Source organism: Arthrobacter sp. TRD_SC_6 (assembly GCF_055361185.1).
In genome coordinates, this window is record NZ_CM143953.1 from 1,806,202 (window position 1) to 1,831,218 (window position 25,017).

General features: G+C 62.8%; 25 protein-coding genes. 19 read left to right on the top strand and 6 right to left on the bottom strand.

Annotated elements, in window-relative coordinates; all coding sequences use genetic code 11:
- Nucleotides 1-5 precede the first annotated feature (5 nt).
- The 5 genes from ACWA1U_RS08760 to ACWA1U_RS08780 all read left to right on the top strand — a co-directional run bounded on the left by ACWA1U_RS08760 (nt 6) and on the right by ACWA1U_RS08780 (nt 4,161).
- On the top strand, nt 6-899 hold the full coding sequence (locus ACWA1U_RS08760) for a bifunctional methylenetetrahydrofolate dehydrogenase/methenyltetrahydrofolate cyclohydrolase (protein ID WP_463721831.1): 894 nt from the start codon (nt 6-8) through the stop codon (nt 897-899).
- A gap of 139 nt (nt 900-1,038) precedes the next feature.
- Nucleotides 1,039-1,980, top strand: a complete 942-nt coding sequence (locus ACWA1U_RS08765; RefSeq protein WP_463721832.1) for an ABC transporter ATP-binding protein — start codon at nt 1,039-1,041, stop codon at nt 1,978-1,980.
- Nucleotides 1,981-2,011: 31 nt separating this feature from the next.
- Nucleotides 2,012-2,878: an ABC transporter permease gene (locus tag ACWA1U_RS08770; protein WP_463724983.1), complete on the top strand. Its 867-nt coding sequence runs from the start codon at nt 2,012-2,014 to the stop codon at nt 2,876-2,878.
- Nucleotides 2,875-3,708 carry an ABC transporter permease gene (locus ACWA1U_RS08775; protein WP_463721833.1) on the top strand — a complete coding sequence of 278 codons (834 nt, stop codon included), beginning with the start codon at nt 2,875-2,877 and terminating at the stop codon, nt 3,706-3,708. The genes ACWA1U_RS08770 and ACWA1U_RS08775 overlap by 4 nt, the downstream gene beginning before the upstream one ends.
- A gap of 93 nt (nt 3,709-3,801) precedes the next feature.
- Entirely contained in the window at nt 3,802-4,161 is a 360-nt protein-coding gene (locus ACWA1U_RS08780) for a VOC family protein (protein WP_463721834.1), read from the top strand.
- A gap of 98 nt (nt 4,162-4,259) precedes the next feature.
- Here ACWA1U_RS08780 and ACWA1U_RS08785 read toward each other — a convergent pair whose 3' ends face one another.
- On the bottom strand, nt 4,260-4,949 hold the full coding sequence (locus ACWA1U_RS08785; protein ID WP_463721835.1) for a class F sortase: 690 nt from the start codon (nt 4,947-4,949) through the stop codon (nt 4,260-4,262).
- Between the two features lie 21 nt (nt 4,950-4,970).
- Nucleotides 4,971-5,759 (bottom strand): hypothetical protein, encoded by a 789-nt coding sequence (locus tag ACWA1U_RS08790; RefSeq protein ID WP_463721836.1) that lies wholly within the window; start codon nt 5,757-5,759, stop codon nt 4,971-4,973.
- A gap of 189 nt (nt 5,760-5,948) precedes the next feature.
- On the opposite strand from ACWA1U_RS08790, the gene ACWA1U_RS08795 reads away from it, so the two are divergent.
- Genes ACWA1U_RS08795 through ACWA1U_RS08815 form a run of 5 tightly spaced genes read left to right on the top strand, consistent with a single transcriptional unit; the run spans nt 5,949 to nt 10,020 of the window.
- Nucleotides 5,949-6,440, top strand: coding sequence for a hypothetical protein (locus ACWA1U_RS08795; RefSeq protein WP_463721837.1), 492 nt, complete (start codon nt 5,949-5,951; stop codon nt 6,438-6,440).
- Nucleotides 6,441-6,460: 20 nt separating this feature from the next.
- The gene (locus ACWA1U_RS08800; RefSeq protein ID WP_463721838.1) at nt 6,461-7,297 is read left to right on the top strand and encodes an exodeoxyribonuclease III; all 837 of its coding nucleotides are present in this window, start codon (nt 6,461-6,463) and stop codon (nt 7,295-7,297) included.
- Nucleotides 7,298-7,309: 12 nt separating this feature from the next.
- On the top strand, nt 7,310-8,365 hold the full coding sequence (gene trpS / locus ACWA1U_RS08805) for a tryptophan--tRNA ligase (protein WP_463721839.1): 1,056 nt from the start codon (nt 7,310-7,312) through the stop codon (nt 8,363-8,365).
- A gap of 4 nt (nt 8,366-8,369) precedes the next feature.
- On the top strand, nt 8,370-8,975 hold the full coding sequence (locus ACWA1U_RS08810; protein ID WP_463721840.1) for a 2'-5' RNA ligase family protein: 606 nt from the start codon (nt 8,370-8,372) through the stop codon (nt 8,973-8,975).
- Nucleotides 8,935-10,020, top strand: coding sequence for a YihY/virulence factor BrkB family protein (locus ACWA1U_RS08815; RefSeq protein ID WP_463721841.1), 1,086 nt, complete (start codon nt 8,935-8,937; stop codon nt 10,018-10,020). Before ACWA1U_RS08810 ends, ACWA1U_RS08815 begins: the two co-directional genes overlap by 41 nt.
- 102 nt (nt 10,021-10,122) lie before the next feature.
- Here ACWA1U_RS08815 and ACWA1U_RS08820 read toward each other — a convergent pair whose 3' ends face one another.
- The 4 genes from ACWA1U_RS08820 to sdhC all read right to left on the bottom strand — a co-directional run bounded on the left by ACWA1U_RS08820 (nt 10,123) and on the right by sdhC (nt 13,614).
- A complete protein-coding gene (locus tag ACWA1U_RS08820) occupies nt 10,123-10,911 on the bottom strand; it encodes a succinate dehydrogenase iron-sulfur subunit (protein WP_463721842.1) in 789 nt (262 codons plus the stop codon).
- Complete coding sequence (gene sdhA / locus ACWA1U_RS08825; RefSeq protein WP_463721843.1) at nt 10,911-12,689, bottom strand: succinate dehydrogenase flavoprotein subunit; 1,779 nt, start codon at nt 12,687-12,689, stop codon at nt 10,911-10,913. Before sdhA ends, ACWA1U_RS08820 begins: the two co-directional genes overlap by 1 nt.
- Before the next feature lie 73 nt (nt 12,690-12,762).
- A complete protein-coding gene (locus ACWA1U_RS08830) occupies nt 12,763-13,230 on the bottom strand; it encodes a succinate dehydrogenase hydrophobic membrane anchor subunit (RefSeq protein WP_463721844.1) in 468 nt (155 codons plus the stop codon).
- A 3-nt stretch (nt 13,231-13,233) separates the two neighbouring features.
- Complete coding sequence (gene sdhC / locus ACWA1U_RS08835; RefSeq protein ID WP_463721845.1) at nt 13,234-13,614, bottom strand: succinate dehydrogenase, cytochrome b556 subunit; 381 nt, start codon at nt 13,612-13,614, stop codon at nt 13,234-13,236.
- Nucleotides 13,615-13,863: 249 nt separating this feature from the next.
- Here sdhC and ACWA1U_RS08840 point away from each other — a divergent pair, with 249 nt between their 5' ends.
- The 9 genes from ACWA1U_RS08840 (at nt 13,864) to ACWA1U_RS08880 (ending at nt 24,839) form a co-directional block, all read left to right on the top strand.
- On the top strand, nt 13,864-15,021 hold the full coding sequence (locus ACWA1U_RS08840) for a mannose-1-phosphate guanylyltransferase (protein WP_463721846.1): 1,158 nt from the start codon (nt 13,864-13,866) through the stop codon (nt 15,019-15,021).
- 96 nt (nt 15,022-15,117) lie between these two features.
- Nucleotides 15,118-16,323 carry an amidohydrolase gene (locus tag ACWA1U_RS08845; protein ID WP_463721847.1) on the top strand — a complete coding sequence of 402 codons (1,206 nt, stop codon included), beginning with the start codon at nt 15,118-15,120 and terminating at the stop codon, nt 16,321-16,323.
- 53 nt (nt 16,324-16,376) lie between these two features.
- On the top strand, nt 16,377-17,405 hold the full coding sequence (locus ACWA1U_RS08850) for an LLM class flavin-dependent oxidoreductase (protein WP_463721848.1): 1,029 nt from the start codon (nt 16,377-16,379) through the stop codon (nt 17,403-17,405).
- A 282-nt stretch (nt 17,406-17,687) separates the two neighbouring features.
- Nucleotides 17,688-18,761 carry a BMP family lipoprotein gene (locus tag ACWA1U_RS08855; protein WP_463721849.1) on the top strand — a complete coding sequence of 358 codons (1,074 nt, stop codon included), beginning with the start codon at nt 17,688-17,690 and terminating at the stop codon, nt 18,759-18,761.
- A gap of 151 nt (nt 18,762-18,912) precedes the next feature.
- Nucleotides 18,913-20,514, top strand: a complete 1,602-nt coding sequence (locus ACWA1U_RS08860) for an ABC transporter ATP-binding protein (protein ID WP_463721850.1) — start codon at nt 18,913-18,915, stop codon at nt 20,512-20,514.
- On the top strand, nt 20,511-21,818 hold the full coding sequence (locus ACWA1U_RS08865; RefSeq protein WP_463721851.1) for an ABC transporter permease: 1,308 nt from the start codon (nt 20,511-20,513) through the stop codon (nt 21,816-21,818). Before ACWA1U_RS08860 ends, ACWA1U_RS08865 begins: the two co-directional genes overlap by 4 nt.
- A gap of 2 nt (nt 21,819-21,820) precedes the next feature.
- Nucleotides 21,821-23,098, top strand: a complete 1,278-nt coding sequence (locus tag ACWA1U_RS08870) for an ABC transporter permease (protein WP_463724984.1) — start codon at nt 21,821-21,823, stop codon at nt 23,096-23,098.
- A 5-nt stretch (nt 23,099-23,103) separates the two neighbouring features.
- Nucleotides 23,104-23,556 (top strand): cytidine deaminase, encoded by a 453-nt coding sequence (locus ACWA1U_RS08875; RefSeq protein WP_463721852.1) that lies wholly within the window; start codon nt 23,104-23,106, stop codon nt 23,554-23,556.
- The gene (locus ACWA1U_RS08880; protein ID WP_463724985.1) at nt 23,547-24,839 is read left to right on the top strand and encodes a thymidine phosphorylase; all 1,293 of its coding nucleotides are present in this window, start codon (nt 23,547-23,549) and stop codon (nt 24,837-24,839) included. The genes ACWA1U_RS08875 and ACWA1U_RS08880 overlap by 10 nt, the downstream gene beginning before the upstream one ends.
- The last annotated feature ends 178 nt before the right edge of the window (nt 24,840-25,017 follow it).

Consider the following 25,017-nt stretch of genomic DNA (forward strand, 5'->3'; position numbering starts at 1 on the left):
GCGTAATGAGCGCACAGATTCTTGATGGCAAGGCAACGGCAGCAACCATCCGCAGCGAACTTGCCGAGCGGGTGGCTGCACTGAAGGTGAGGGGTATCACGCCGGGCCTGGGCACCGTACTGGTTGGGAACGATCCAGGCAGCCACTCCTACGTCGCGGGCAAGCACCGCGACTGCGAGCAGATCGGCATCAACTCCATCCGCCGCGACCTGCCCGCCGACATCACGCAGGAAGACCTCGAGAAGGTCATCGACGAACTGAACGACGACGACGCCACCACCGGCTACATCGTCCAGTTGCCGCTGCCGAAGCACCTTGACGCGGATGCCATCCTCGAGCGCATGTCACCGGACAAGGACGCCGACGGACTCCACCCGACCAACCTTGGCAAGCTGGTCCTGAACGTTAACGCACCGCTCAAGTCGCCGCTGCCCTGCACCCCGCACGGCATCGTCGAACTCCTGTTGCGCCACGACATCGAACTCAAGGGCAAGCACGTCCTCGTGGTGGGTCGCGGAGTGACGGTCGGCCGGCCGCTTGGCTTGCTGCTGACCCGCCGCTCGATCAACGCGACGGTCACGCTGGCTCACACCGGCACCATCGACCTGCCCAGGCTCCTGGCGGAGGCCGACGTCGTCGTTGCTGCCGCCGGCATGCCCGGCATGATCGTGGGCAGCCAGCTGAAGCCGGGTGCGATAGTCCTCGATGTCGGAGTGACTCGGGTCGAAAACGCCGAAACCGGTAAAGCGAAGCTGACCGGCGACGTTGCTGCCGATGCCGCCGAAGTGGCTGGGTGGCTGTCGCCGAATCCCGGCGGAGTTGGCCCGATGACCCGCGCCATGCTCGTTTCAAACGTTGTGGAGGCAGCCGAGCGCCAGGCAGGCATCGGTACCGCTTAATACACAGCCGACGACGATGGCCGTCACCTTCCAGCGAAGGTGACGGCCGTCGTCGTTCGAAGGAACATGCGGACAACGCCCGTCCTCAAAAGAGTGTGATTGGCTTTTGCCAATCGCGAATATCCTCTAGTCTGAACTGGTGCCCAACCAAACCAGTTCCAACTTCGTCATCTCTGCCGATCAGCTGACCAAGCACTACGGCGACTTCGTTGCAGTCAACAACATCTCCTTCGACGTACCGGCGGGGGAGTCCTTCGGACTGCTCGGGCCCAACGGTGCGGGTAAGTCGACCACCATGAAGATGATCGGCGGCGTGTCCCAACGCACGTCCGGCAAGCTCACCATTATGGGACTGGACCCGGAGCAGCACGGTCCTGAGGTACGCGCGCACCTCGGTGTGGTGCCGCAGCAGGACAACCTCGACGAAGAGCTTCGCGTGAGGGACAACCTCCTGGTGTACGGGCGCTACTTCGGCCTGCCCATGAGCTACCTGAAACCGAAGGCTGATGAGCTGCTTGAGTTCGCTCAACTGACGGACAAGGCGAAGTCCAAGGTCGATTCCCTTTCGGGCGGGATGAAGCGCCGCCTCACTATCGCCCGCTCACTCATCAACGAGCCGAAGATCCTCCTGCTGGACGAGCCCACCACCGGCCTTGATCCGCAGGCCCGCCATATCCTGTGGGACCGACTGTTCCGCCTGAAGGAATCCGGCGTCACCCTGATCCTGACCACCCACTACATGGACGAGGCTGAGCAGCTGTGTGACCGTCTTGTCGTCGTGGACAAGGGGCAGATCATGGCCGAGGGTTCGCCGTCGAAGCTGATCCGGGAACATTCCACCCGAGAGGTCCTGGAATTGCGCTTCGGATCGGAGCGGAACACTACGGTCGCTGCGGATCTTCAGGGCATCGGTGACCGCCTCGAGCCGCTCCCCGACCGCGTCCTCATCTACACCCATGACGGCGAAGCCGCGCTGGAGCAGGTCACAGCCCGCGGTCTTCACCCGATCACATCCCTGGTGCGCCGGTCCTCGCTCGAGGACGTCTTCCTGCGCCTGACCGGTAGGAGCCTCGTTGACTAGCCAACACACCGGAGTCCCGGAGCAGGCGGGAATCCCACCAGCGTCATCACAGCGAACGACGACGACGGCACCGGCTCTCTCCGCCCACTCACCGATTGTCTCGGCGCAGCGGGCGCGTAAGTTCGGGTCCTGGTACTACGCCGAGCATGTGCTTAAGGTGATGAACGGTTACCGCTGGACGCTTCTCGCTTACAGCGTCGGTAATCCGGTGATGTACCTCTTCGCAATGGGCGTGGGTCTGGCGACTTTGGTTGACCAGAACAACGCACAAGATGCCTTTGGCGGCGTCAGCTACCTGGCGTTCATCGCTCCGGCACTGCTTTCCTCGGCAACCATCATGACGGCAGCCACGGAGTTCACCTATCCGGTGATGGACGGGTTCAAGTGGCGGCGCGTCTACTATGGGCCGCACGCCTCGCCGCTTGCCGTCCACCAGATCGTGAACGGTCACATCATCGCAGTCGCCATTCGGTTGTTCCTGATGTCGGCCATCTACTTTGGCATTGTCGCTGCTTTTGGTGCATCGCCGTCCGGGATGGGATCAATTGCGATCATTGTCGCACTGGTGTGCGGGCTGTCCTTCGGCCTGCCGCTCATGGCCTACTCAGCGAGCATCACGGAGGACAAAGGCCAGTTCGCGCTGGTCATGCGCTTCATTGTGACGCCGCTCTTCCTCTTCTCCGGGACGTTCTTCCCGCTGGATACTCTCCCCGTGTTCTTGCGTTGGATCGGCTGGATCTCGCCGCTCTGGCATGGAACAGAACTCGGGCGGGTGCTGACCTACGGGTACAACGAGCCCGTCTGGCTTTCCATCATCCACGTCCTCTACCTGGTTGGGCTGGCTCTTGTGGGCTGGATACTTGCCCGTCGCACCTACGAACGGAGGTTGGGGCAGTGAGCAACGTACTCACCGAGCAGGACTACCAGGTCACCCCACAGAACCGACCCTTCAGCGCCCTCTATGCCCGGAATGCCAAAGCGGTCATCAGCCGTGGTCTGAGGGCCACAAGGAGCAGCAACTGGCTGATCATGGTGTCCGGATTCTTCGAGCCTGTCCTCTATCTCATCTCCATGGGGGTGGGGCTGGGTGCGCTCGTTGGCACCGTCGTCGGGCCCGGCGGGCAGGAAATCAGCTATTCGGCGTACATTGCGCCCGCGCTCCTCGCGGTGTCGGCGATGAACGGTGCCGTCTACGATTCCACCTGGAACGTGTTCTTCAAGATGAACTTCGCGAAGCTGTACCAGGGAATGCTGTACACCTCACTGGGGCCGCTCGACGTCGCAATCGGCGAGATCTTCCTGGCGCTTCTGCGCGGCGCCCTGTACGCCACGGGTTTTACAGCCGTAATGGGGATGATGGGGCTGATCACCACGCCGTGGGCGCTGTTGATGGTGCCGGCGTCGGTGCTGATCGCGTTCGGCTTTGCCTCATTCGGGATGGGCATCACCAGCTACATGAAGACGTTCCAGCAGATGGACTGGATCAACTTCGTGATGCTGCCGATGTTCCTGTTCTCGGCAACGTTCTACCCGCTGAGCGTGTACCCCGAGCCCATCCAGTGGTTCATCCAGGCGCTGCCGCTATGGCATGGAGTGGAACTGTTGCGCCAACTCAGCGTCGGCATCTTCACGTCGGCAACCGTCATCCACATCAGCTACTACCTGGTGATGATCCTGGTCGGGATGATCCTGACGACTTCAAGGCTGCGCAAACTCTTCCTGAAGTAGGCATCTTCCTGAATAGGCGGAGAGGTGCATTGCGGACTGCCGTTGTCCGCTATGACCTATCGCAATCATGGTTCCAGTGCCGATACTGGAACCATGATCGGGAAATGGCACGCAACTATCTTTGACTGTTCCGACACAGACCAGCTGGCGTCGTTCTACGAGGACATGCTCGGTATGATCCGCGTACAACAGGACGACGACGGCTGGATCACCATCGGTGACGCACCAGACCGCCCGGCCCTGGCTTTCCAGAAGGTGGAGGGCTATACGCCGCCGAAATGGCCGGGCCAGGACCTTCCCCAGCAGGTACACCTGGATATCCGTGTGGATGATCTCGATATTGCTGAGCAGAAGGTGCTGGCGCTCGGCGCAACCAGCATGGACTCCGGGACGAAAACGTTCAGGGTCTACCTGGACCCGGCCGGGCATCCATTCTGCCTGGTGTCCTGGTAGGCCTCGCGCGTTAAACGCAATCGACTCTCCTCAAGTGGGCCTTTCCCAACGCCGAAACGGCGTTCAAGGGGCCCACTTGGGGAGAGTCGATGAAGAGGTCAGGCTACAAACTTGGCGAAGATCACGTAGTTGTCGTCGAACAATCCCGTTGCGGGATCGTAGCCGTCGCAGGTGATCAGGCGGATTTCAGACTCCGGCGTGTACCCGTACACGGTCGCCGTAGGGAAATCGTTTTTCGGGTATTGCTCGCCGCGGGTGACCTCGAACGACGCGGTGGAGCCGTCGGCCCGCTGGACGTCAATGCGGTCGCCGGGTTTCAGGCTGCGCAGATCCGCAAATACACCGGGCCCGCCGTCGGTGGCGTTGACGTGGCCGAGCAGAACGGCAGGTCCACGCTCGCCTGGGGTGGGGGACTGGTTGTACCAGCTCGCCGGTGCTCCAGGGCCATCCGGCGGAACCTCCAGGGACCCGTTTTCGCGGAGTCCCAAGGAAAGCAGGTCGGAGCCGGCACCGATCGACGGGATCGTGAATGACACCGGCTCAGAGGCTTCAAGAACCGCAGGCAGTTCAGGTGCTGGTGCTGAGGTGGCTGTCTCGGCTGGCGGTGCAGCGCTTGGCGAAGCCGAAGCCGAAGCCGAAGGGGCAGCGGAAGGAGCTGCCGCCGTCGTCGTCGTGGCGGGAGCCTGAGCCTCGTTGCCAGCGTTGGAGCCGCAACCGGTCAGTATCAGAAGGGCGGCCGCCGCAGAGACTGCAAAGCCTCTGCGGCGGCCGTTGTTCGAGCTGATCATGAGATCAGATCAGTCCTTTACTTAGTTGGTTGCGCGGCGGCGAACAACGTAGGTGCCGCCGGCTGCTGCTGCCAGGACCAGGCCGCCACCAAGGGCGATCATGCCCAGGTTGGAGCCGGTCTGCTGTGCAACGCCGGTGTCAGCGCCACCTTCAGGCATGGCGCCCATCTGCGAAGCCACAAGGGTTCCACAGAGTGCAGGCGAGGTAGCGCCCACGGGGAGTGCGTCGGCAGGCTCAGGGGTCAGGTCGCTGCGAGCCATGAATGCTTCTTCGCTCACCCCAGCCGTTGCCGGATCGAGACCGTGAACAACTACAACAGCCGTTCCGGCATCAAGCGCGTCCAGGGTTTCCTGGTTCATTTCGAAGGTGCGCTCGACGGTGTAGTTGGCGCCCTGGCCACCGAGAGTCAGGTCAAGACCTGCATCGGCGCTGGTGTCACCGCTGGTGCTCAGCGTGGTCAGGATTCCACCGTAGAACGGTGCACCTTCAGTGGTGTTGACAATGCCGTCACCGCTGGTGTCAGCAGCGTTGGTGGGGCAGGTGCCCTCAGCGCCACCGTGGATGTGCTGAACGTGCGGGTATACAGTCTCGGCGTCCAGCATCGCGGCGAGGCCGGACACCTCCAGCTTGACCGTTGCCTGCTTGTCATCGATGGTCACCGTGATGTTGCCGTTTCCAGTGGTGCCATTGAGCTGGCCCAGCTGGGAGGTGTAGGTTCCGTCTGCGTGTGCAGCCTGTGCAGGGGCACCGCCGAGGGCGAGCATGCCCAGTGCGATGGTGGGTACTGCCAGGAGAGCTTTCTTATTCATGAGATTCCTCCGTAGTGCGAATGAGGCGCGCCGGGGAAGCACGCATATCCCTAATTCGGCGTGGGCTGGGTCACGGATGGGTGTGATCTGAAAAGTTTTCTGAAGCCCGGTTGCCGGGGCGGTTTCGCCGGTGGTGAAGAACCCGGACCGCGCACCTCCATCTGCAACTAGTTTGCGACAATTAGAGGTATGCAACCACTGGGAACCTCTGGAAAGACGGCCGGCAAGGGATTGAGCCTACGGATGGGCGGCATCGGAATGGCCATCATGCTGGTGGTGTTCCTGGTCGCCGTGGTCTTCGCCGCCAATGAGAACGACGTCGTGGGCTGGCTTGTGGTCATCATCTCCCTCGGCTGGCTGCTGATCTTCAGCTTTGTGGTCTTTACAGTCCGGGCGGCCGCGCGGAAGGCGAATGCCCGCATTGAGGAGTTCAACCGTGCGGCAGGCGGCGGCATGACGGGCACCGCGCAGGCAGGGCAGTCCTCGGCCATGCGGGACGAGAAGCTGGACCACAGCTTCAAAATCGTCGAGGTCCAGGCGCGCGTTATCCGCGACCACCTCGGGAAGGACCAGGGCATGGTTGACCGCGCCCTCGAGACCATCGAAATTACCTCCCATAATGCCCGCAGCATGATGAAAAACAACGACGACGGCCCTGTCCAGGGAACGGTTGTGGACTGAGCTCCAGTAAGCTTGATCGAGTGAGTTTGGCACCAACCCTGAGAAGCAGCAAACACGCTGAAGCCCTGCGCGTTGCCACGGTCAACGTGAACGGTCTCCGGGCCGCTTACCGGCGGGGAATGCAGGAATGGCTTGCGGAGCGGGACGTCGACATCCTGTGCCTGCAGGAGGTCCGGGCCCCCGACAAAGTGGTCCGCGAACTCCTCGGTGATTCCTGGCACATCCTGCACGCGGAGGCCGCGGCGAAAGGCCGGGCCGGCGTCGCTGTCGCATCGCGTGTGGCGCCTTCCGCTACACGCGAGCACATTGGAGACGATTACTTCGCCACCTCCGGCAGATGGGTCGAGGCTGACTTCGACCTGGATGGCATCACGCTGACCGTAGTGAGTGCCTACGTGCACTCGGGAGAGGCCGGGAGCCCGCAGCAGGCGGACAAGTACCGTTTCCTGGACCTCATGTCCGAGCGGCTGACGGAGCTCCGAAGCACGCGCCACCACGCCCTGGTCGTGGGGGACCTGAACGTCGGCCACACCACGCTGGACATCCGCAACTGGAAGGGCAACGTCAGAAAGGCGGGGTTCCTTCCGGAGGAGCGGGCCTACTTCGACCGCTTTTTCGGGGACGCAGTTGGTTGGGTGGATGTGCATCGCAACCTTGCAGGTGAAATTGACGGACCGTACACCTGGTGGTCCTGGCGGGGAAAGGCTTTCGACAATGACGCCGGCTGGCGCATCGATTACCACCTGGCCACTCCTGAACTGGCAAAGTCGGCGCTGCACGCCGTCGTCGACCGCGCACATTCCTGGGAAGCACGCTTCTCTGACCACGCACCTCTCGTCGTTGATTACAAGCTTTAGGACCACACCGACATGACAACAGCACCTACAAACGGAGCTCCGCAGCGTCAGCGGGTGCTCTCCGGCATGCAGCCGTCAGGGAGTTCGCTCCACCTGGGAAACTACCTGGGCGCCCTGGTGCAGTGGGTGCAGATGCAGGACAGCTACGACGCCATCTACTTCATCCCTGACCTGCACGCCATCACGGTGCCACAGGACCCAGCCGAGCTTGCCGAGCGCACGCGGCTGACTGCCGCCCAGTACATCGCCGGTGGGGTGGACGTGAACCGCTGCACGCTGTTTGTCCAGTCCCACGTTCCAGAGCACGCACAACTCGCCTGGGTGCTGAACTGCCTGACCGGGTTCGGTGAAGCCTCTCGGATGACCCAGTTCAAGGACAAGTCGCAGAAACAGGGCACGGACTCCACCTCAGTGGGGCTCTTCACCTATCCCATCCTCCAGGCAGCGGACATCCTCCTGTACCAGCCGGAAGGCGTGCCCGTAGGGGAGGACCAGCGGCAGCACATTGAGCTCAGCCGCGACCTCGCGCAACGGTTCAACACACGTTTCGGCGAGACCTTCGTGGTGCCCAAACCCTTCATCAAGAAGGAATCCGCCAAGATCTACGATCTACAGAACCCCACCGCCAAGATGTCCAAGTCCGCAAGCTCGGCGGCCGGCCTGATCAACATCATGGACGAACCGAAGGTTACGGCCAAGCGCATCAAATCCGCCGTCACCGATGCCGGCACCGAGATCCGCTTCGACCGGGAAGCCAAGCCCGGGGTTTCCAACCTCCTGTCCATCTACTCGCTGATGACGGGCAAGGACATGGAGGACGTCGTCGGGCACTTTGAAGGCCGCATGTACGGACACTTGAAGGTGGAGCTGGCTGATGTCGTCGTCGAATGCCTTGAGCCCATCCGCGCCAGGGCGTTGGAACTACTCGCCGACCCGGCGGAGCTGGACCGCCTGCTCGCGGTCGGCGCAGCCAAAGCCCGCGGGATAGCGTCGACTACGCTGGCAGATGTGTTCAGCCGCGTTGGGTTCCTTCCCGCCTCCAGCACCGGACCGGTGGGTGCCCTCTAGGACTATGAGTAGGCCCACCAGCGCAACCAGCTTCGGTCAGTCGACCTACGTTGTAGGGCGGCACCCTGTGGTGGGCAACAGTGTGGGCGTGGTGATCACCATTCCCGAGCCGATCGCGGGAGAGCTGGAGAGCTGGCGCGCGTCGTTCGGAGACCCGCTGGCCGCCCTCATACCGCCGCATATCACCCTGATCACCACCACGCCGGCAACTGACTGGCCCGCTACCATCGAACACGTCCGGCAGGTGGCCGCGGAGCAGCGGCCCTTCACCGTTTCGTTGAAGAGCACGGGTACGTTCCGGCCGCTCACCCCGGTGGTCTACGTGAACGTCGCCGAGGGGTTTGATTCCTGCGTGGAACTGCACAGCCGCCTGCAGGCCGGCCCGCTCGAACGCCAGCTGGAATATCCCTTCCACCCCCACGTCACGGTGGCACACGACGTCAGCGAAGCGAGCATGGATTCGGCCGAGGACCAGCTCGGCGACTTCGAAGCGTCCTTCTCCGTCCGTACCATGGGACTGTACGAGCACGACACCACCGGCGTTTGGAAACTAAGGGAAGAGCTCATCTTTGGCCAGAACACTGCCGCCGGCAAAGAACCAGGAGCCTGACCCTCCGCTTCCCACCGAGCGCACCAAACTGGAACTCAAGGTGCTGCAGGCACGCGGGGAGTTCACCCGGACCCGACGTGAAAAAGGGAGGGGCCTCCCGGTGCTGGCAGCCGCGTTCGGGTACCTGCTCGCCAAACTGAACGCATTCCGGCCCATCCGTGTCTTCCAGCTTTACTCCAGCCGCCGCGGGCCCCTGATGGCCGCTGGCATCGCGTACAACATGTTCTTCGCCATCGCGGCCCTCCTGGTGGTGGGATTCTCCATCCTTGGTCTGGTGGTGTCCGGAAATACGCGACTGCAGCGGATCATCATCCGTTCGGTAGATTCCACTACTCCCGGACTCATCGACACGGACGGCGGGGGACCCGGCAGCGGGTTCGTCACTGCGGCGGAGCTCTTCGGCATGGAAAGAGAGCTCAGTATCACGTTGGTCATCTCGACCATCGCCATGCTCCTGACGGCACTCGGCTGGATTGCCGGTGTCCGCGATGGGATGCGCGGGATCTTCGACTTACCGGCGCCGCAGGCTAACCCGGTGCTGATGAGGGTCAAGGACCTGGGGATCTTACTGGTTTTGGCCGTGGCGCTCATCGTGACCACCGGCATCGGACTCGTCGCCAACACCGTTCTGGATCTGGCACTTCAGTGGCTGGGACTCAGCGACGCCGCCCGCCCGCTCACCTGGCTTGCCGGCGTCCTTGTCACCCTGTTGCTCGATACCCTGGTGGCAATAATCCTGTTCAAATCCGCTTCCTCCATCGACATGCCGCGACGGATCCTCCTGCAGTCCGCGCTGATCGCCGGTGTGGGCAGCACGGTATTGCGCACCTTCAGCACGCTTCTCCTGGGGAGTGTGGACAGAAACCCGTTGCTCGCCGGATCGGTCGTCCTCGGGCTTTTCGTCTGGTTCTTCCTGCTCAACCAGGTGTACTTGATCGCTACCGCGTGGGGGGCCATCGGCGTTGCGGACAGCGCGACGGCACGATCCCGTGCGAGAAGCAGCCGGACGCGCTCGCTTCGGCAACGCAGCCGGGCTGCCCGCTGAAGATCCACTGGTCAAGAGTCAGAGCATAGGACGACGGCGCGTGGCCACCTTTCGGTAGCCACGCGCCGTCGTCGTATGTTCGCTTGTTACTGCAAACTGGGCTTAGAGCTTACGGGTCAGGATGGCCTGCTTGACCTCGGCGATCGCCTGCGTGACCTGAATGCCGCGCGGGCAGGCCTCGGAGCAGTTGAAGGTGGTGCGGCAGCGCCACACGCCTTCCTTGTCGTTGAGGATTTCCAGGCGCATGTCCCCGGCGTCGTCGCGGGAGTCGAAGATAAAGCGGTGTGCATTCACGATCGCCGCCGGACCGAAGTACTGGCCATCGGTCCAGAACACGGGGCAGGAGGAGGTGCACGCCGCGCACAGGATGCACTTGGTGGTGTCGTCGAAACGCTCACGCTCTTCTGCGGACTGAAGGCGCTCGCGCGTGGGCTCGTGGTCCCTGTTCACGAGGAAGGGCATGATCTCCCGGTAGGACTGGAAGAAAGGCTCCATGTCGACAATCAGGTCCTTCTCGACCGGAAGTCCCTTGATCGGTTCCACGAGGATGGGCTTGGAGGTGTCCAGATCCTTGAGGAGGGTTTTGCAGGCTAGGCGGTTGCGGCCGTTGATGCGCATGGCGTCAGAGCCGCAGACGCCGTGAGCGCAGGAGCGGCGGAAGGAGACCGTGCCGTCGTGCTCCCATTTGACCTTGTGCAGGGCATCGAGCACGCGGTCAGTGCCGTACATGGTGAGCTTCCACTCGTCCCAGTGGGCTTCGTCGGACACCTCGGGGTTGTACCTGCGGACCTTCAGCGTGACGTCGAACGTGGGGATCTCTCCGCCGCCGCCAACGCCGGGAGCCAGGTCAATTTTGGAGGCTGGTTCTTTTTCGACTGTCTCGGTGCTCATTAGTACTTACGCTCCATGGGCTGGTAACGGGTGAAGACTACCGGTTTGGTCTCAAGGCGTACTCCGCTGGTTTCGGTAGCGGAAGCGTCCTTGTAGGCCATGGAATGGGTCATGAAATTAGCGTCGTCGCGCTCGGGGAAATCTTCGCGGAAGTGGCCGCCGCGGGATTCCTTGCGGTGAAGTGCTGCTGCCGTCATGACCTTCGCCATGTCGAGCAGGAAGCCCAACTCTACCGCCTCAAGGAGGTCGAGGTTGAACCGCTTGCCCTTGTCCTGGACAGTGACCCTGGTGTAGCGCTCTTCAAGCTTGTCGATAACCTCGAGTGCTTCCTTGAGGGTCTGTTCAGTGCGGAACACCTGAACGTTTGCGTCCATGATGTCCTGCAGCTCCTGGCGAATCTGTGCAACGCGCTCTCCGCCTTCGGAACTGCGCATGGTGTCCAGCAAGCGCTCGGTCTCGACCAGGGGATTCTCGGGAATCTCCACAAATTCGGCCGTCACAGCATATTCGGCGGCCGCGATGCCCGCACGCTTACCGAAGACGTTGATGTCCAGCAGCGAGTTGGTGCCGAGTCGGTTTGAACCGTGCACGGAAACGCAGGCAACTTCACCGGCTGCGTAGAGGCCAGGAACAACGGTGTCGTTGTCCTGAAGGACCTCCGCCTGGATATTGGTGGGAATGCCGCCCATTGCGTAGTGCGCGGTCGGGAATACAGGGACCGGTTCGGTGTAGGGCTCAACGCCGAGGTAGGTACGCGCAAATTCGGTGATGTCCGGCAGCTTCGCATCAATGTGGGCAGGCTCGAGGTGCGTGAGGTCAAGCAGGACGTAGTCCTTGTTCGGCCCTGCACCCCGGCCTTCGCGGACTTCGTTGGCCATGGACCGCGCCACAATGTCACGGGGAGCCAGGTCCTTGATGGTGGGAGCGTAACGCTCCATGAAGCGCTCACCCTCCGAGTTTCGGAGAATGGCACCCTCACCACGCGCCGCCTCGGAGAGCAGGATGCCGAGGCCTGCCAGGCCAGTCGGGTGGAACTGGAAGAACTCCATGTCTTCAAGGGGGATGCCGCGCCGGAAGGCGATTCCCATGCCGTCACCGGTCAGTGTGTGGGCGTTCGACGTGGTCTTGTAGACCTTGCCGACGCCGCCTGAGGCGAAAACCACGGACTTCGCCTGGAAGATATGCAGCTCGCCAGTGGCGAGGTCATAGGAGACGACGCCCGCAACCCGCTTGCGGATGCGGGTCTTGCCGTCGATGGTGACTTCCTCATCAACCGTGAGCATGTCGAGCACGTAGTACTCGTTGTAGAACTCGACATTGTGCTTGACGCAGTTCTGGTAAAGCGTCTGCAGGATCATGTGGCCCGTGCGGTCGGCTGCGTAGCAGGCCCGGCGAACGGGCGCCTTGCCGTGGTCGCGGGTGTGGCCGCCGAAGCGACGCTGGTCGATGCGGCCCTCGGGTGTGCGATTGAAGGGCAGGCCCATCTTCTCAAGATCCAGCACCGCGTCGATGGCTTCCTTGGCCATGACCTCGGCTGCGTCCTGGTCAACCAGGTAGTCGCCACCCTTGACTGTGTCAAAGGTGTGCCATTCCCAGTTGTCTTCCTCGACGTTTGCAAGAGCGGCGCACATTCCGCCCTGCGCGGCACCGGTGTGCGAACGGGTGGGGTAGAGCTTGGTCAGTACAGCGGTCCGGGCACGCTGGCCGGATTCGATCGCGGCGCGCATGCCGGCGCCACCAGCGCCAACAATAACGACGTCGTACTTGTGGACCTGCATACCAGTGCTCTTTCTGTTGAAACCAGTCAAATACAGCGGGCGCCCACTCAGGCGGCCAGGACCCGTGAGGGGTCTATGGTGTCGGGCAGTAGTCCGCGACGTGCGGGACGCCGTTTACTACGGGGCAGGGATCGAAGGTGAAGATCACCAGGGTGCCGAGGACCACGATGACGACGGTGGCAGCGTAGAGCACGCTCTTGAGCCACAGGCGTGTGGAGTCCTTTTCTGCGTAGTCGTTGATGATCACGCGGACGCCGTTGGTGCCGTGCAGCATCGCGAGCCACAGCATCACCAAATCCCAGATCTGCCACACGGGCGAAGCCCACTTGCCCGCGACGAATCCGAAATCAACGCCTTCGATGCCGTCTCCGGCGATCATGCTCGTCCAGAGGTGAACGAAGATCAGGACAACAAGCACAACACCTGAGAGGCGCATGAAGAGCCACGCGAACATCTCGAAGTTGCCTTTGGACGCGCCGTTGCGGCGGTACTGCGGCGAGATACGGCCGGAGCGGGGAGATTCAATGGTGGGAGTTGCCATGGCTTAGTGACCTCCGAAAACCACAGAAAGATGGCGGATAGAGAAACCGATCATGGTGACGGCCCACAACCCGATGACTGCCCACAGCATCTGCCGCTGGTACCGGGGGCCCTTCTTCCAGAAGTCCACCAGAACGACGCGGAGGCCGTTGAAGGCGTGAAAAACGATTGCGCCAACCAGTCCCAGCTCGCCCAAACCCATGAGGGGGTTTTTGTAGGACTCAATGACGATGTCGTACGCCTCGGGTGATACCCGTACCAGCGAGGTGTCGAGCACATGCACCAGTAGGAAAAAGAAGATCACGACGCCGGTAATACGATGCGCTACCCAGGACCACTGGCCTTCACGGCCGCGGTAGAGGGTGCCTGCTGGTGTCTTCGACACTGAAAAACCTCCCTGTGTCGCTAGGGCGTTAGCGCGTCTTCAACGCTGGAATGTCGCCCCGCGAGAGCACTCTATGCTCAAGCCTAATCTAGGTTCCGGTAGTGGGGTGTTCAATTTAGGGCGCCCTACGTTGTGAGTTTGTTAACAGGACCACATTCCGCGCCCGCCCGGACGGTTGCCTGCGGCCCCGCGCCTACCCGGTCGGGCATCCTGTGCACTGCCATCGGCCGCTGCAATAAGGTGGAGGCGATGAGTACTGAACAGACGAACCACCTGGAAGAGCTGGACCCCGTGGAAGAGCAGAGTCCTCTGGACCGTTTCCATGGAGTGATACCGGCAGGCGGAACCGGAACCCGGTTGTGGCCGCTTTCCCGTGCGGCTGCGCCGAAGTTCCTCCATGACCTGACCGGTTCAGGCAGCACGCTGATCCGTGCCACCTACGAGCGGCTGCATCCTCTGAGCGGCAAGCGCATCATGGTGGTGACGGGCAGGGCACACCGGCGTGCAGTCCTCGCCCAGTTACCGGAGCTGAGGGACTCCGACCTGGTCCTGGAAAGCGAACCAAAGGACTCGGGCGCAGCGATCGGCCTGGCTGCGGCCATCCTCTACAAGCGCAATCCCAACATCATCATGGGTTCCTTCGCCGCAGACCAGGTCATCGCCCCGGCGGAGGAATTCCAGGCCGCTGTGCGGGAGGCAGTTCACACTGCGGCCGAGGGCTATATCGTGACGATCGGCATCCGCCCGACCCACCCGTCGACGGGCTTCGGCTACATCCGCGCCGGCGATCCACTGACCATCGCCTCTGCCCCGAGTGCGCATTCGGTGATCGAGTTCGTGGAGAAGCCGTCCGTCGGCGTCGCCCGTGAATACCTCGACAGCGGCAAGTACAGCTGGAACGCGGGGATGTTCGTGGCCCCGGTTGCACTGATGCTCAAGCACCTTGAAGCCAACGAGCCTGCGCTGTACGCGGGCCTCACCGAGATCGCGGAGGCTTGGGATACCCGCTTCCGCAACGAGGTGGCGAAGCGGGTCTGGCCCACCCTTCCCAAAATCGCGATCGATTACGCAGTTGCAGAACCGGCAGCGGCAGCCGGGGATGTCGCGATGATCCCAGGCAACTTTAGTTGGGACGACGTCGGCGACTTCGCCGCCATCGGCCGGCTGAACCCCGCCATGGAGAACAGCGAGCTCACTGTCATGGGTGAGGGTGCACGCGTGTTCTCGGAGAACGCCTCAGGCATTGTTGTCTCCGACACCAAGCGCGTCATCGCGCTGATCGGGATTGACGACGTCGTCATCGTGGACACTCCCGACGCACTGTTGGTGACCACCAAGGAACACGCCCAGGAAGTGAAGAAGGCGGTGGAGGCGCTCAGGGCGAGCGGCGACGTCGACGTCCTTTGATCCCGTGGTCGGCACGCTCCTCCGCACCCTGTCGCGCGAGACGCGGCATGACGCCCGGTTGGGGTGGTGAAGTAGCCGTTGGATAAGGTTGGTCGGGTGCAGAAGACTCCCACCGAATCGCTCGTTGTTCCCCATATTGGTGTGTGGGTGGCGCCACTGCTGGATGAGCTGACCAAGTTCCGCCGGGACATTCACTCGCACCCCGAGCTTTCGCATAAGGAATACCGCACCACCGATCAGTTGGTGGCTCGCCTCGAAGCGGCTGGCCTACAGCCCAAGCGGCTTGAGAACACCGGATTGTTTGTCGACGTCGGGCAGGGTGAGCTGAAGATCGGTCTTCGTGCCGACATTGATGCGCTGCCGATCCTCGAGGAAACCGGACTTCCCTACACGTCCACGCACACTGGCATTGCGCACGCCTGCGGTCACGACATCCACACCACGGTCATGCTCGGTGTCGCGCTGGTGCTTGCCAAGATCGACGCCGAATCCCCGCTGGGTGGGCGTGTACGGGTGATCTTCCAGCCCGCCGAGGAAACCATGCCCGGCGGCGCCCTGGACGTCATAGCGCAGGGTGTCCTGGATGAAATTCCGCGGATTCTTGCCCTGCACTGCGACCCCCGCATCGACGTCGGGTTGGTAGGCACCCGCATCGGGGCCATTACGTCCGCTTCGGACACTGTCAGGGTTGAGCTGAGCGGCAGGGGCGGCCACACGTCACGGCCGCACCTGACCGAAGACCTCGTGTTCGCGCTGGCCCACATCGCGGCGAACGTACCCGCTGTGCTTTCGCGGCGCATCGACGTCCGCAGCGCTGTTTCAGTGGTGTGGGGCCAGATCCACGCCGGATCAGCGCCGAACGCCATTCCCGCACACGGGTTCATGTCCGGCACCATGCGCTGCCTTGACGGTGAGGCATGGGAGGCAGCCGGTGACCTCATGGACCACACGGTGCGTCAGATCGCGGCTCCCTTCGGTGTGGACGTAAAGATCGAGCACACCAGGGGAGTTCCTCCCGTGGTCAACACCGAAGCCGAAATCGGCCTCATCGAGGCCGCGGCCCGGGCCGAGTTGGGCCCCGACGCCGTCGTCCTTACGCCGCAGTCGATGGGCGGCGAGGACTTCGCCTGGATGACCCAGAAAGTGCCGGGTGCCATGATGCGCCTGGGCACACGGACTCACGGTGGCGAAACCTATGACCTGCACCGCGGAGACTACCGCCCGGATGAGCGTGCAATTGGCTGCGGTGTCCGCGTGATGGCTGCGGCTGCAATGCGCGCGGTCCTTGGACTGCGTCACTAGGCGAAGCCACCAACACCGGGAATGCCGGGGCCGGGCCGCCGGTTAGCATTCTCGTGAACAGTTCCAGCAATCGTGTCCCACTGTCCGTCCTCGACCTCGCCACTGTGGGTTCCAGCCGCAGCAGTGCCCAGGCCCTGGAAGACAGTACGAGGCTCGCTGTCGAAGCTGACCGGCTGGGGTTCAACCGGTTCTGGGTCGCCGAGCACCACAACATGCCCGCCGTTGCCTCGACCAGCCCGGCTGTCCTCATCGCCCACCTTGGTGCACACACTCAGAGAATCCGCCTCGGATCCGGCGGGGTGATGCTCCCGAACCACGCACCCTTCGTGATCGCGGAGCAGTTCGCGCTGCTGGAAGCACTGCAACCGGGCCGAATTGACCTCGGCATCGGGCGGGCGCCAGGCACCGACCAGATGACCGCCATGGCGCTGCGCCGTCAGGTAGACGGGCTTGGCGTCGAAGAATTCCCGCAGCACGTCCTCGAGGTACTCGCGCTTCTTGGCGACAACCGGACGCCCGATCGTGTGATGCGGCTGGCAGCTACGCCCGCGCCGTCGTCGTTCCCTGAAGTCTGGCTCCTCGGCTCGAGCAGCTATTCGGCCCAACTGGCCGGCATGCTCGGCCTTCGCTACAGCTACGCCCACCACTTCGGCAACGAGGATCCCGCCCAGGTCATGCGCCTGTACCGGTCCAATTTCCAGCCCTCGCCAGCACTCGAGGAGCCCTACGCAATGCTGGCCACCTCGGCGCTCACCGCGGAAACCGAGGAGGAAGCACACTACCTCGCGGGACCCGCGCGGGTGATGGCGCTGTCTCTGCGGTCCGGCCGTCTGGGCCCAATTGTCTCTCCTGAAGAAGCGGCTGAGCGGGAGTTCACCGAGCAGGAGCAGGTGATGCTGGACCACCTACCGGCGATCAAGGCGGTTGGGACGCCGGACCAGGTTGCCGCCCGCCTGGACGAGCTGGTGGAGATCACGGAAGCGCAGGAAGTGATGGTCACCGGAACCACGTACGACGTCGGCACGAGGATCGCGTCGCTGGCTCACCTCGCTGCCGCCTGGGTCCCTGCGCTGAGCCGCTAGCTTCAATCTGAACGGGAAACCTACCCGTTGGTAACAAAACTTGAACGATATGGAAGCAGCTGACGGTTTTTGGTAGTGTGCCCGGTCACTCGCAGCTAGAGTAGGCTCACCATTCGAGTCCCAGTTGAGGCGGGACCGGCGTCACGAACTTCAATGAAAACAGAGCTTCAGTGCCAGTTGAGGCACTGCAAACGGACACTCATTGACATGTGGGTCGTGGGCCTATTTCTTATCGGAGGAACATTGAAGAAATCACTGAGCTTGGCAGGGCGCCGCACCGGCATGTCCGTTGCATCACTGGGAGCCGCAGCCCTTCTTCTGGCAGGTTGTGGCGCGCCGCCGCCAGCCGAAACGGGCGGGGGATCCGATCCCGCTGCAGAAAACACCGACTACACCGGCTGCATCGTCTCGGATTCCGGTGGATTCGACGACCAGTCGTTCAACCAGTCTTCGTATGAGGGTATCCAGGCCGCCAAGGAGTCGCTTGGGATTGAAGTTCAGCAGGCTGAATCCCAGGCGGAGACGGACTTCACCCCGAACGTCAACTCCATGGTCACCTCCGGCTGCGACCTGATTGTGACCGTGGGCTTCCTGCTTTCGGCAACAACAGCCGAGGCAGCGGAGGCTAATCCCGAGACCAACTTCGCTATCGTTGACGACGCACAGATTGACCTGCCGAACGTCAAGCCCATCATCTACGACACGGCGCAGGCTGCGTTCATGGCCGGTTACCTTGCAGCAGGGGCGTCGGAGACGGGCCGCGTAGCAACCTACGGCGGTATCCAGATCCCCACGGTCACCATCTTCATGGACGGCTTCGCGGACGGTGTCGCCTACTACAACGAGCAGAAGGACGCCGACGTCCAACTGCTCGGCTGGGACAAGGAAGCGCAGACCGGCACATTCGTCGGTGACTTCTCCAACCAGGCTGCGGGCAAGACCAACACCCAGAACTTCATCAACGAGGGCGCGGACATCATCATGCCGGTTGCCGGCCCCGTAGGCCTCGGCACCATTGAAGCTGTTGAGGAAGCCAATGGTGACGGTGGCACCAACAAGGTCATCTGGGTGGACTCCGACGGGTTCCTTACCGTCGAGACTGGCACCGAATTCATCCTCAGCTCGGTCATGAAGCTCATGGGCGAAGCTGTCGAGGAGGTCATCTCCGAAGACGTCGAGGACAAGTTCAGCAATGAGCCCTACGTTGGCACCCTCGAGAACGGCGGCGTTGCCCTGGCACCGTTCCACGATCAGGAGGAAGCCGTCTCCGACGAGCTGAAGGCTGAGCTCGAGGAGATCAAGGCCGGCATCATCTCGGGTGACATCACCGTCGAGTCTGAGGCAAGCCCCCAGTAACACCTGACGCAACGCGCCGCCCGCTCCGTACCAGGATCCTCTGGCCCCGGGGCGGGCGGCGTGTTTCGCGTTACGGTTGAACCGAAATCCATTGAGAGTGCGTTGCCCACGGGGTACGTACCTGCTATTACGGACAGGTTGGTTTGGGGTTGTGAAACTCGAACTGCAGGGAATCACCAAACGTTTTGGCTCCCTAGTTGCCAATGACAGCATTGACCTCGTGGTCAATCCCGGGGAGGTGCACTGCCTCCTCGGAGAGAACGGTGCCGGCAAATCCACGCTGATGAACGTGCTCTATGGGCTCTATGAACCCACGGAAGGCCGCATCCTCGTTGATGGAAAGCCGGTCACCTTCCGTGGGCCCGGTGACGCCATGGCCGCGGGGATTGGCATGGTGCACCAGCACTTCATGCTCATCCCGGTGTTCACCGTGGCAGAAAACGTGGCTTTGGGAGACGAGCACACCAAGGCGGGCGGTGTCCTCGATCTGGAGAAGACCCGCCAGCGCATCCGCGAGATATCTGACCGCTACGGGTTCGACGTCAACCCCGACGCCCTCGTCGAAGACCTCCCCGTAGGTGTTCAACAGCGTGTCGAAATCATCAAGGCGTTGGTTCGGAAGGCCGAGGTGCTGATCCTCGATGAGCCCACCGCCGTACTTACGCCGCAGGAAACCGATGAGCTCATCCAGATTATTGACGAGCTGAAGGCCGGCGGCACCGCCATAGTGTTCATCTCACACAAGCTGCGCGAAGTGAAGGCGGTCTCGGACGTCATTACCGTGATTCGCCGCGGTGCCGTCGTCGGTACCGTCGAGCCCACAGCCAGCACCAGTGACCTGGCATCGATGATGGTAGGGCGTCAGGTCAGCTTGAGCCTGAACAAGGCTCCCGCGACGCCGGGAGAGACAACCTTCAAGGTTCGCAACCTCACGGTCGCAGGGGCGGGAGGGCAGAACCTCCTGGATGATGTGAGCTTCGACATCGCGAAGGGCGAGATCCTCGCCATCGCCGGCGTCCAGGGTAATGGTCAGACCGAGCTCACCGAAGCAGTTCTTGGACTCCACCCGCATGCCACCGGTTCCGTCCAGCTCAACGGCAAGGAACTGCTAGGTATGAAGGTCAAGGACATCATCCGGGAGGGCGTGGGTTTCGTCCCCGAGGACCGCAAGGTTGACGGCCTGGTCGGGAGCTTCTCGATCGCCGAGAACATGATCCTCAACTGGTACAACGAGGCTCCCTTTGCGAAGGGTCTGGCAATGAAACCCTCGGTGGTTTCACAGAACGCCCGGGAGAAGGTCGCCGAGTTCGACGTACGCACCCAAAGCGCTGAAGCGCCGGTCAGTACCCTCTCGGGTGGAAACCAGCAGAAGGTGGTTCTCGCTCGGGAGCTCTCGCGGCCGCTGAACCTGTTCATCGCTTCGCAGCCGACCCGCGGCGTTGACGTGGGTTCCATCGAGTTCCTGCACAAACGCATTGTGGCCGAGCGCGACAGCGGCACTCCCGTAATGATCGTGTCCACCGAGCTCGACGAAATCAGCGAACTTGCGGACCGCATTGCGGTCCTTCACGGAGGAGAACTCATGGGCGTTGTGCCCGGAGACACATCGCGTGACGTGCTTGGCCTCATGATGGCTGGCATGACCGCCGAGGAAGCTTTGCAGCAGCCAACGGGAAGCGGCACCGGGACACCCGATGAACCCGCAACCGGACACGGCCGCAGGGCAGCAGCCACTGAGGAAGGAAGCCAGTGAGCACTGAAAATACACGCACTCCCGACGCCGCAGAGGACACAGCTGCACCGCCGCCCGCCAGCGGAACGAGGGACACGACGCCGGCGCCCCAGGACGAGCAGGACCGCAGCCGTGGGATCTTCCAAAGCATTGTCAGCGGTTCCTCGCTGGTGGCGATTCTCGCCGTCGTACTCTCGATCATCCTTGGCGGGATCCTCATCGCCCTCACGGACGAAGAGGTGGCGGCGTCAGCGTCGTACTTCTTCAGCCGACCGACCGACACCCTGTTTGCAGCGTGGGAGGCCGCAAGCGGAGCCTACGCCGCACTGTTCCAGGGAGCCGTGTTCAATCCGCGCGCTGACTCCCTGGCATTGATGTTCCGCCCCCTGACCGAGACACTGACCGTGGCCACTCCGCTGGTCCTCGCGGGTCTCGGCGTCGCACTCGCCTTCCGCGCCGGACTGTTCAACATCGGTGCCCAGGGCCAGATCATCCTGGGCGCGATGTTCGCCGGATGGGTCGGCTTCTCGCTGCACCTGCCATTCGGCCTGCACCTCCTGCTGGTAGTGATCGCAGGGTTCATCGGCGGAGCGGTCTGGGGATTCATCCCCGGGATCCTGAAGGCGCGCACGGGCGCACACGAGGTCATCGTGACCATCATGCTCAACTACATCGCCATCAACCTCGTCGGGTACCTGCTTACCACACCGTCCTTTCAGAACCCGGGCTCCTCGAATCCGATCAGCCCCCGCCTGGACGAAACTGCCCTGCTCCCACAGATCCTCGGCTCCGGATTCCGTTTGCACCTCGGCTTCCTGGTGGCCCTGGCAGCAACCTACGGCGTGTGGTGGCTGTTGAACCGCTCCACCGTGGGTTTTGAACTCCGAGCCGTCGGCGCCAACCCGTTTGCCGCGCGCACTGCGGGCATCAGCGTCACCAAGGGTTACGTCGTTGTCATGATGCTTGCGGGCGGACTGGCGGGCCTGGCTGGAGTGGCGCAGGTTGCCGGCACCGAGCAGGTTCTCACCAGCGGCATCGCGGCGAGCTTCGGCTTCGACGCGATCACCGTTGCGCTGCTTGGCCGGTCACATCCGTGGGGTGTGTTCTTCGCTGGCGTGCTCTTCGGCGCTTTCCGGGCCGGGGGCGTGCAGATGCAGACGTTGACCGGTACCCCGATCGACATTGTCCTGGTGGTCCAGTCGCTGATCGTCCTGTTCATTGCGGCACCGCCGCTGGTGAAGGCAATCTTCCGAATTGACCGCAAGCAGAAGGCCGGCCGCAAGGGCAACGCCAAGCAGAAGGCAGCAGCCGGAGGTACAGCATGAGCATGGCAGCAACCGTGACCGACCCCTCGGTCGCCGGATCATCAGGCCGAAGCTGGAAGGCGCCGATCGGGTTTGGCATCGGAGCCGTGATAGCGCTGATTGTCTTCGCTATCGGCGGCCCGGCCACCACTGCGGTCTTCCGGGTCTCCGATGACTCCGACCGCTTCCGCCTCGCAGATCTCACGCTTCCAGCCAACGTGGTGGGGTGGGTGGTTGCACTGGCGTTGACGGCGGTCGCCGTCTATTCCTACTTACTGGCCCGTAAAGGCGAGAAGATCAACCGCTGGTTCGGCATTGCCTATGCCGTCCTGTTCGTGGTCGGATTCCTTACCTGGGTCGTGGGCATCGCCGACCGCCCAAGCATCTCTCTGGCGGGCCTCATCGCCGGTTCGGTCACTCTGGCCATCCCGCTGATCTTCGGTTCACTCTCGGGCGTGCTGTGCGAGCGAGTGGGCGTGGTGAACATCGCTATCGAGGGTCAACTGCTTTCCGGCGCGTTCGCGGCCGCAGTAGCCGCTTCGGTGTCCGGCAACGTCTACGTCGGCCTGTTTGCCGCGGCGTTCGCCGGAGTTCTGGTCTCCCTGATTCTCGCGATCTTCAGCATCAAGTACCTGGTGAACCAGATCATCGTCGGTGTGGTGCTGAACGTGCTGGTCTCTGGTCTCACGGGCTTCCTGGCCTCGACTCTGCTCAGCCGCGATTCCGGAACCTTCAACTCTCCGCCCAGCCTCCCCGATATCCGGATACCGCTATTGGCGGACATCCCGGTGATCGGCCCCATCCTCTTCCAGCAGAGCATCATCGGCTACTTCATGTACGCGGCGGTGATCATCATCTGGCTCGGGCTGTACCGCACCAAGTGGGGCCTGCGCGTGCGTGCCGTCGGTGAGCACCCGCAAGCCGCGGACACCATGGGCATCAAGGTCAACTCGACCCGGTTCTGGAATGTCCTGCTGGGTGGGGCGGTCGCCGGCTTCGGTGGAGCGTTCTTCACACTGGTCTCAGTCAGTACGTTTACCCGGGACATGACTGCGGGTCAGGGGTACATCGCGCTCGCCGCCTTGATCTTCGGACGGTGGAACCCGATTGGTGCGTTCTTCGCGGCGCTCCTGTTCGGGTTTGCGACGAACCTCCGTTTCGTCCTGTCCATCATCGGAACGGACGTGCCGAGCCAGTTCCTGGCCATGCTTCCGTACATCGTGACCATTCTCGCCGTCGCCGGGCTGGTGGGCCGGTCCCGGCCTCCGGCCGCAAGCGGCGTGCCCTACGTCAAGGAGTAGCTTCGATGTCAACGACAACGACGACGGCGGCCCACGGCTCCGCGCCGGACGTCCCGTGGGCGCAGCTCGCCGAAGCGGCTACCGCGGCCATGAGGATGGCCTACGTGCCGTACTCGAAGTTTCCGGTAGGGGCAGCCGCTTTGACGGAGGACGGCCGCATAGTCTCTGGCTGCAACGTGGAGAACGCCTCCTACGGGCTTACCCTCTGCGCCGAGTGCTCGCTCGTCAGCCAGTTGCAGATGACCGGCGGCGGAAAGCTCGCTGCGTTCAGCTGCGTGGACGGAGCCGGGAACGCGCTGATGCCGTGCGGCCGGTGCCGGCAGCTGCTGTATGAGTTCCGCGCTCCGGGCATGCTGTTGATGACGGTGAGCGGTATCAAGACCATGGACGAGGTGCTGCCGGATGCCTTCGGTCCGCAACATCTCGCCGAAGCAGGCAAGGACAGGGAATCACAGTGACTGAGAAGTTCGACGCCGTAGACATCATCCGCATCAAACGTGACAAGGGCACACTGAGTCCCGCACAGATTGACTGGACGATCGACGCCTACACCCGCGGCGCGATCGCCGATGAGCAAATGGCCGCCCTCAACATGGCCATCCTGCTCAACGGGATGGACCGGGAGGAGATCTCCCGCTGGACGGCGGCAATGATCGCCAGTGGTGAGCGGATGGACTTCTCCGCGCTCGGCAAGGCGACCAGCGACAAACACTCCACCGGGGGAGTGGGAGACAAAATCACCCTCCCGCTCGCGCCGCTCGTTGCAGTGTTCGGAGTTGCCGTGCCACAGCTTTCAGGCCGTGGTCTCGGGCACACGGGCGGAACGCTCGACAAGCTTGAGTCCATTCCCGGCTGGCGCGCCCAGCTCACGAACGACGAAATGATGAGCCAACTGGCCGACGTCGGCGCCGTCATCTGCGCAGCAGGCGCCGGTCTGGCGCCGGCGGACAAGAAGCTTTACGCACTGCGCGATGTCACCGGCACAGTCGAAGCGATTCCGCTGATCGCCTCGTCGATCATGAGCAAGAAGATCGCCGAGGGAACCGGTTCGTTGGTCCTCGACGTAAAGGTGGGCAGCGGCGCATTCATGAAGGATGAGGCTCAGGCACGCGAACTCGCCGAAACCATGGTCGCGCTGGGTAAGGATGCGGGAGTGAGGACCGTTGCGTTGCTGACCAACATGTCCACTCCGCTCGGACTGACGGCAGGCAACGCCATAGAGGTCGAGGAATCTGTGGAGGTGCTTGCTGGAGGCGGGCCGGAAGACGTCGTCGAACTCACGGTAAGGCTTGCGGAGGAGATGCTGAGGGGAGCCGGTGTTGTGGACGCAGACCCTGCACAGGCACTCAGGGACGGCCGGGCAATGGACGTGTGGAACCGGATGATTGAGGCGCAGGGCGGAGACCCCCGCGCCTCCCTTCCGGTCGCGAAGGAGTCCGAGACCATTTACGCACCGGCGGACGGCGTACTGATGGAGCTCGACGCCCTCGCTGTCGGTGTTGCTGCCTGGCGCCTCGGAGCCGGCAGGGCGCGCAAGGAAGATGCTGTCCAGGCCGGTTCCGGCGTGCGCCTTCATGCCAAGCCGGGTGCCACACTGCGAGCCGGGGAACCGCTCATGACGCTACTTACTGACACCCCGGAGAAGTTTGACCGGGCGCGCGAGGCGCTGGAAACCGCCGTCGTCATCGCCCCGGAAGGATCGCGTCCCGCCCAGCAGCTCATCATCGACCGCATCTCCTAATCATCCCGGGGGAGGAGTGCCGCTACAGAAGATCAGCCCTTCGGTCGACGCGAATCAGCGGGCGGGTTCCCTAACCTTGGAGAAAGGCTGAAGCCGGGGGTCTCTCAGGGGAACACCCCATGGTGGCGAATGAACGATGCTGGCATCGTTATAGGAGTCATCAAGGCGCGGCCGCAGC

What these genes read in the sequence shown, in the direction of transcription:
- ACWA1U_RS08760 (WP_463721831.1), top strand. Translation starts at nt 6, where the DNA reads ATGAGCGCACAGATTCTTGATGGCAAGGCAACGGCAGCAACCATCCGC.
- ACWA1U_RS08780 (WP_463721834.1), top strand. Translation starts at nt 3,802, where the DNA reads ATGATCGGGAAATGGCACGCAACTATCTTTGACTGTTCCGACACAGAC.
- ACWA1U_RS08785 (WP_463721835.1), bottom strand. Translation starts at nt 4,949, where the DNA reads ATGATCAGCTCGAACAACGGCCGCCGCAGAGGCTTTGCAGTCTCTGCG.
- ACWA1U_RS08790 (WP_463721836.1), bottom strand. Translation starts at nt 5,759, where the DNA reads ATGAATAAGAAAGCTCTCCTGGCAGTACCCACCATCGCACTGGGCATG.
- ACWA1U_RS08795 (WP_463721837.1), top strand. Translation starts at nt 5,949, where the DNA reads ATGCAACCACTGGGAACCTCTGGAAAGACGGCCGGCAAGGGATTGAGC.
- trpS (WP_463721839.1), top strand. Translation starts at nt 7,310, where the DNA reads ATGACAACAGCACCTACAAACGGAGCTCCGCAGCGTCAGCGGGTGCTC.
- ACWA1U_RS08810 (WP_463721840.1), top strand. Translation starts at nt 8,370, where the DNA reads ATGAGTAGGCCCACCAGCGCAACCAGCTTCGGTCAGTCGACCTACGTT.
- ACWA1U_RS08820 (WP_463721842.1), bottom strand. Translation starts at nt 10,911, where the DNA reads ATGAGCACCGAGACAGTCGAAAAAGAACCAGCCTCCAAAATTGACCTG.
- sdhA (WP_463721843.1), bottom strand. Translation starts at nt 12,689, where the DNA reads ATGCAGGTCCACAAGTACGACGTCGTTATTGTTGGCGCTGGTGGCGCC.
- ACWA1U_RS08830 (WP_463721844.1), bottom strand. Translation starts at nt 13,230, where the DNA reads ATGGCAACTCCCACCATTGAATCTCCCCGCTCCGGCCGTATCTCGCCG.
- ACWA1U_RS08840 (WP_463721846.1), top strand. Translation starts at nt 13,864, where the DNA reads ATGAGTACTGAACAGACGAACCACCTGGAAGAGCTGGACCCCGTGGAA.
- ACWA1U_RS08855 (WP_463721849.1), top strand. Translation starts at nt 17,688, where the DNA reads ATGTCCGTTGCATCACTGGGAGCCGCAGCCCTTCTTCTGGCAGGTTGT.
- ACWA1U_RS08870 (WP_463724984.1), top strand. Translation starts at nt 21,821, where the DNA reads ATGGCAGCAACCGTGACCGACCCCTCGGTCGCCGGATCATCAGGCCGA.
- ACWA1U_RS08875 (WP_463721852.1), top strand. Translation starts at nt 23,104, where the DNA reads ATGTCAACGACAACGACGACGGCGGCCCACGGCTCCGCGCCGGACGTC.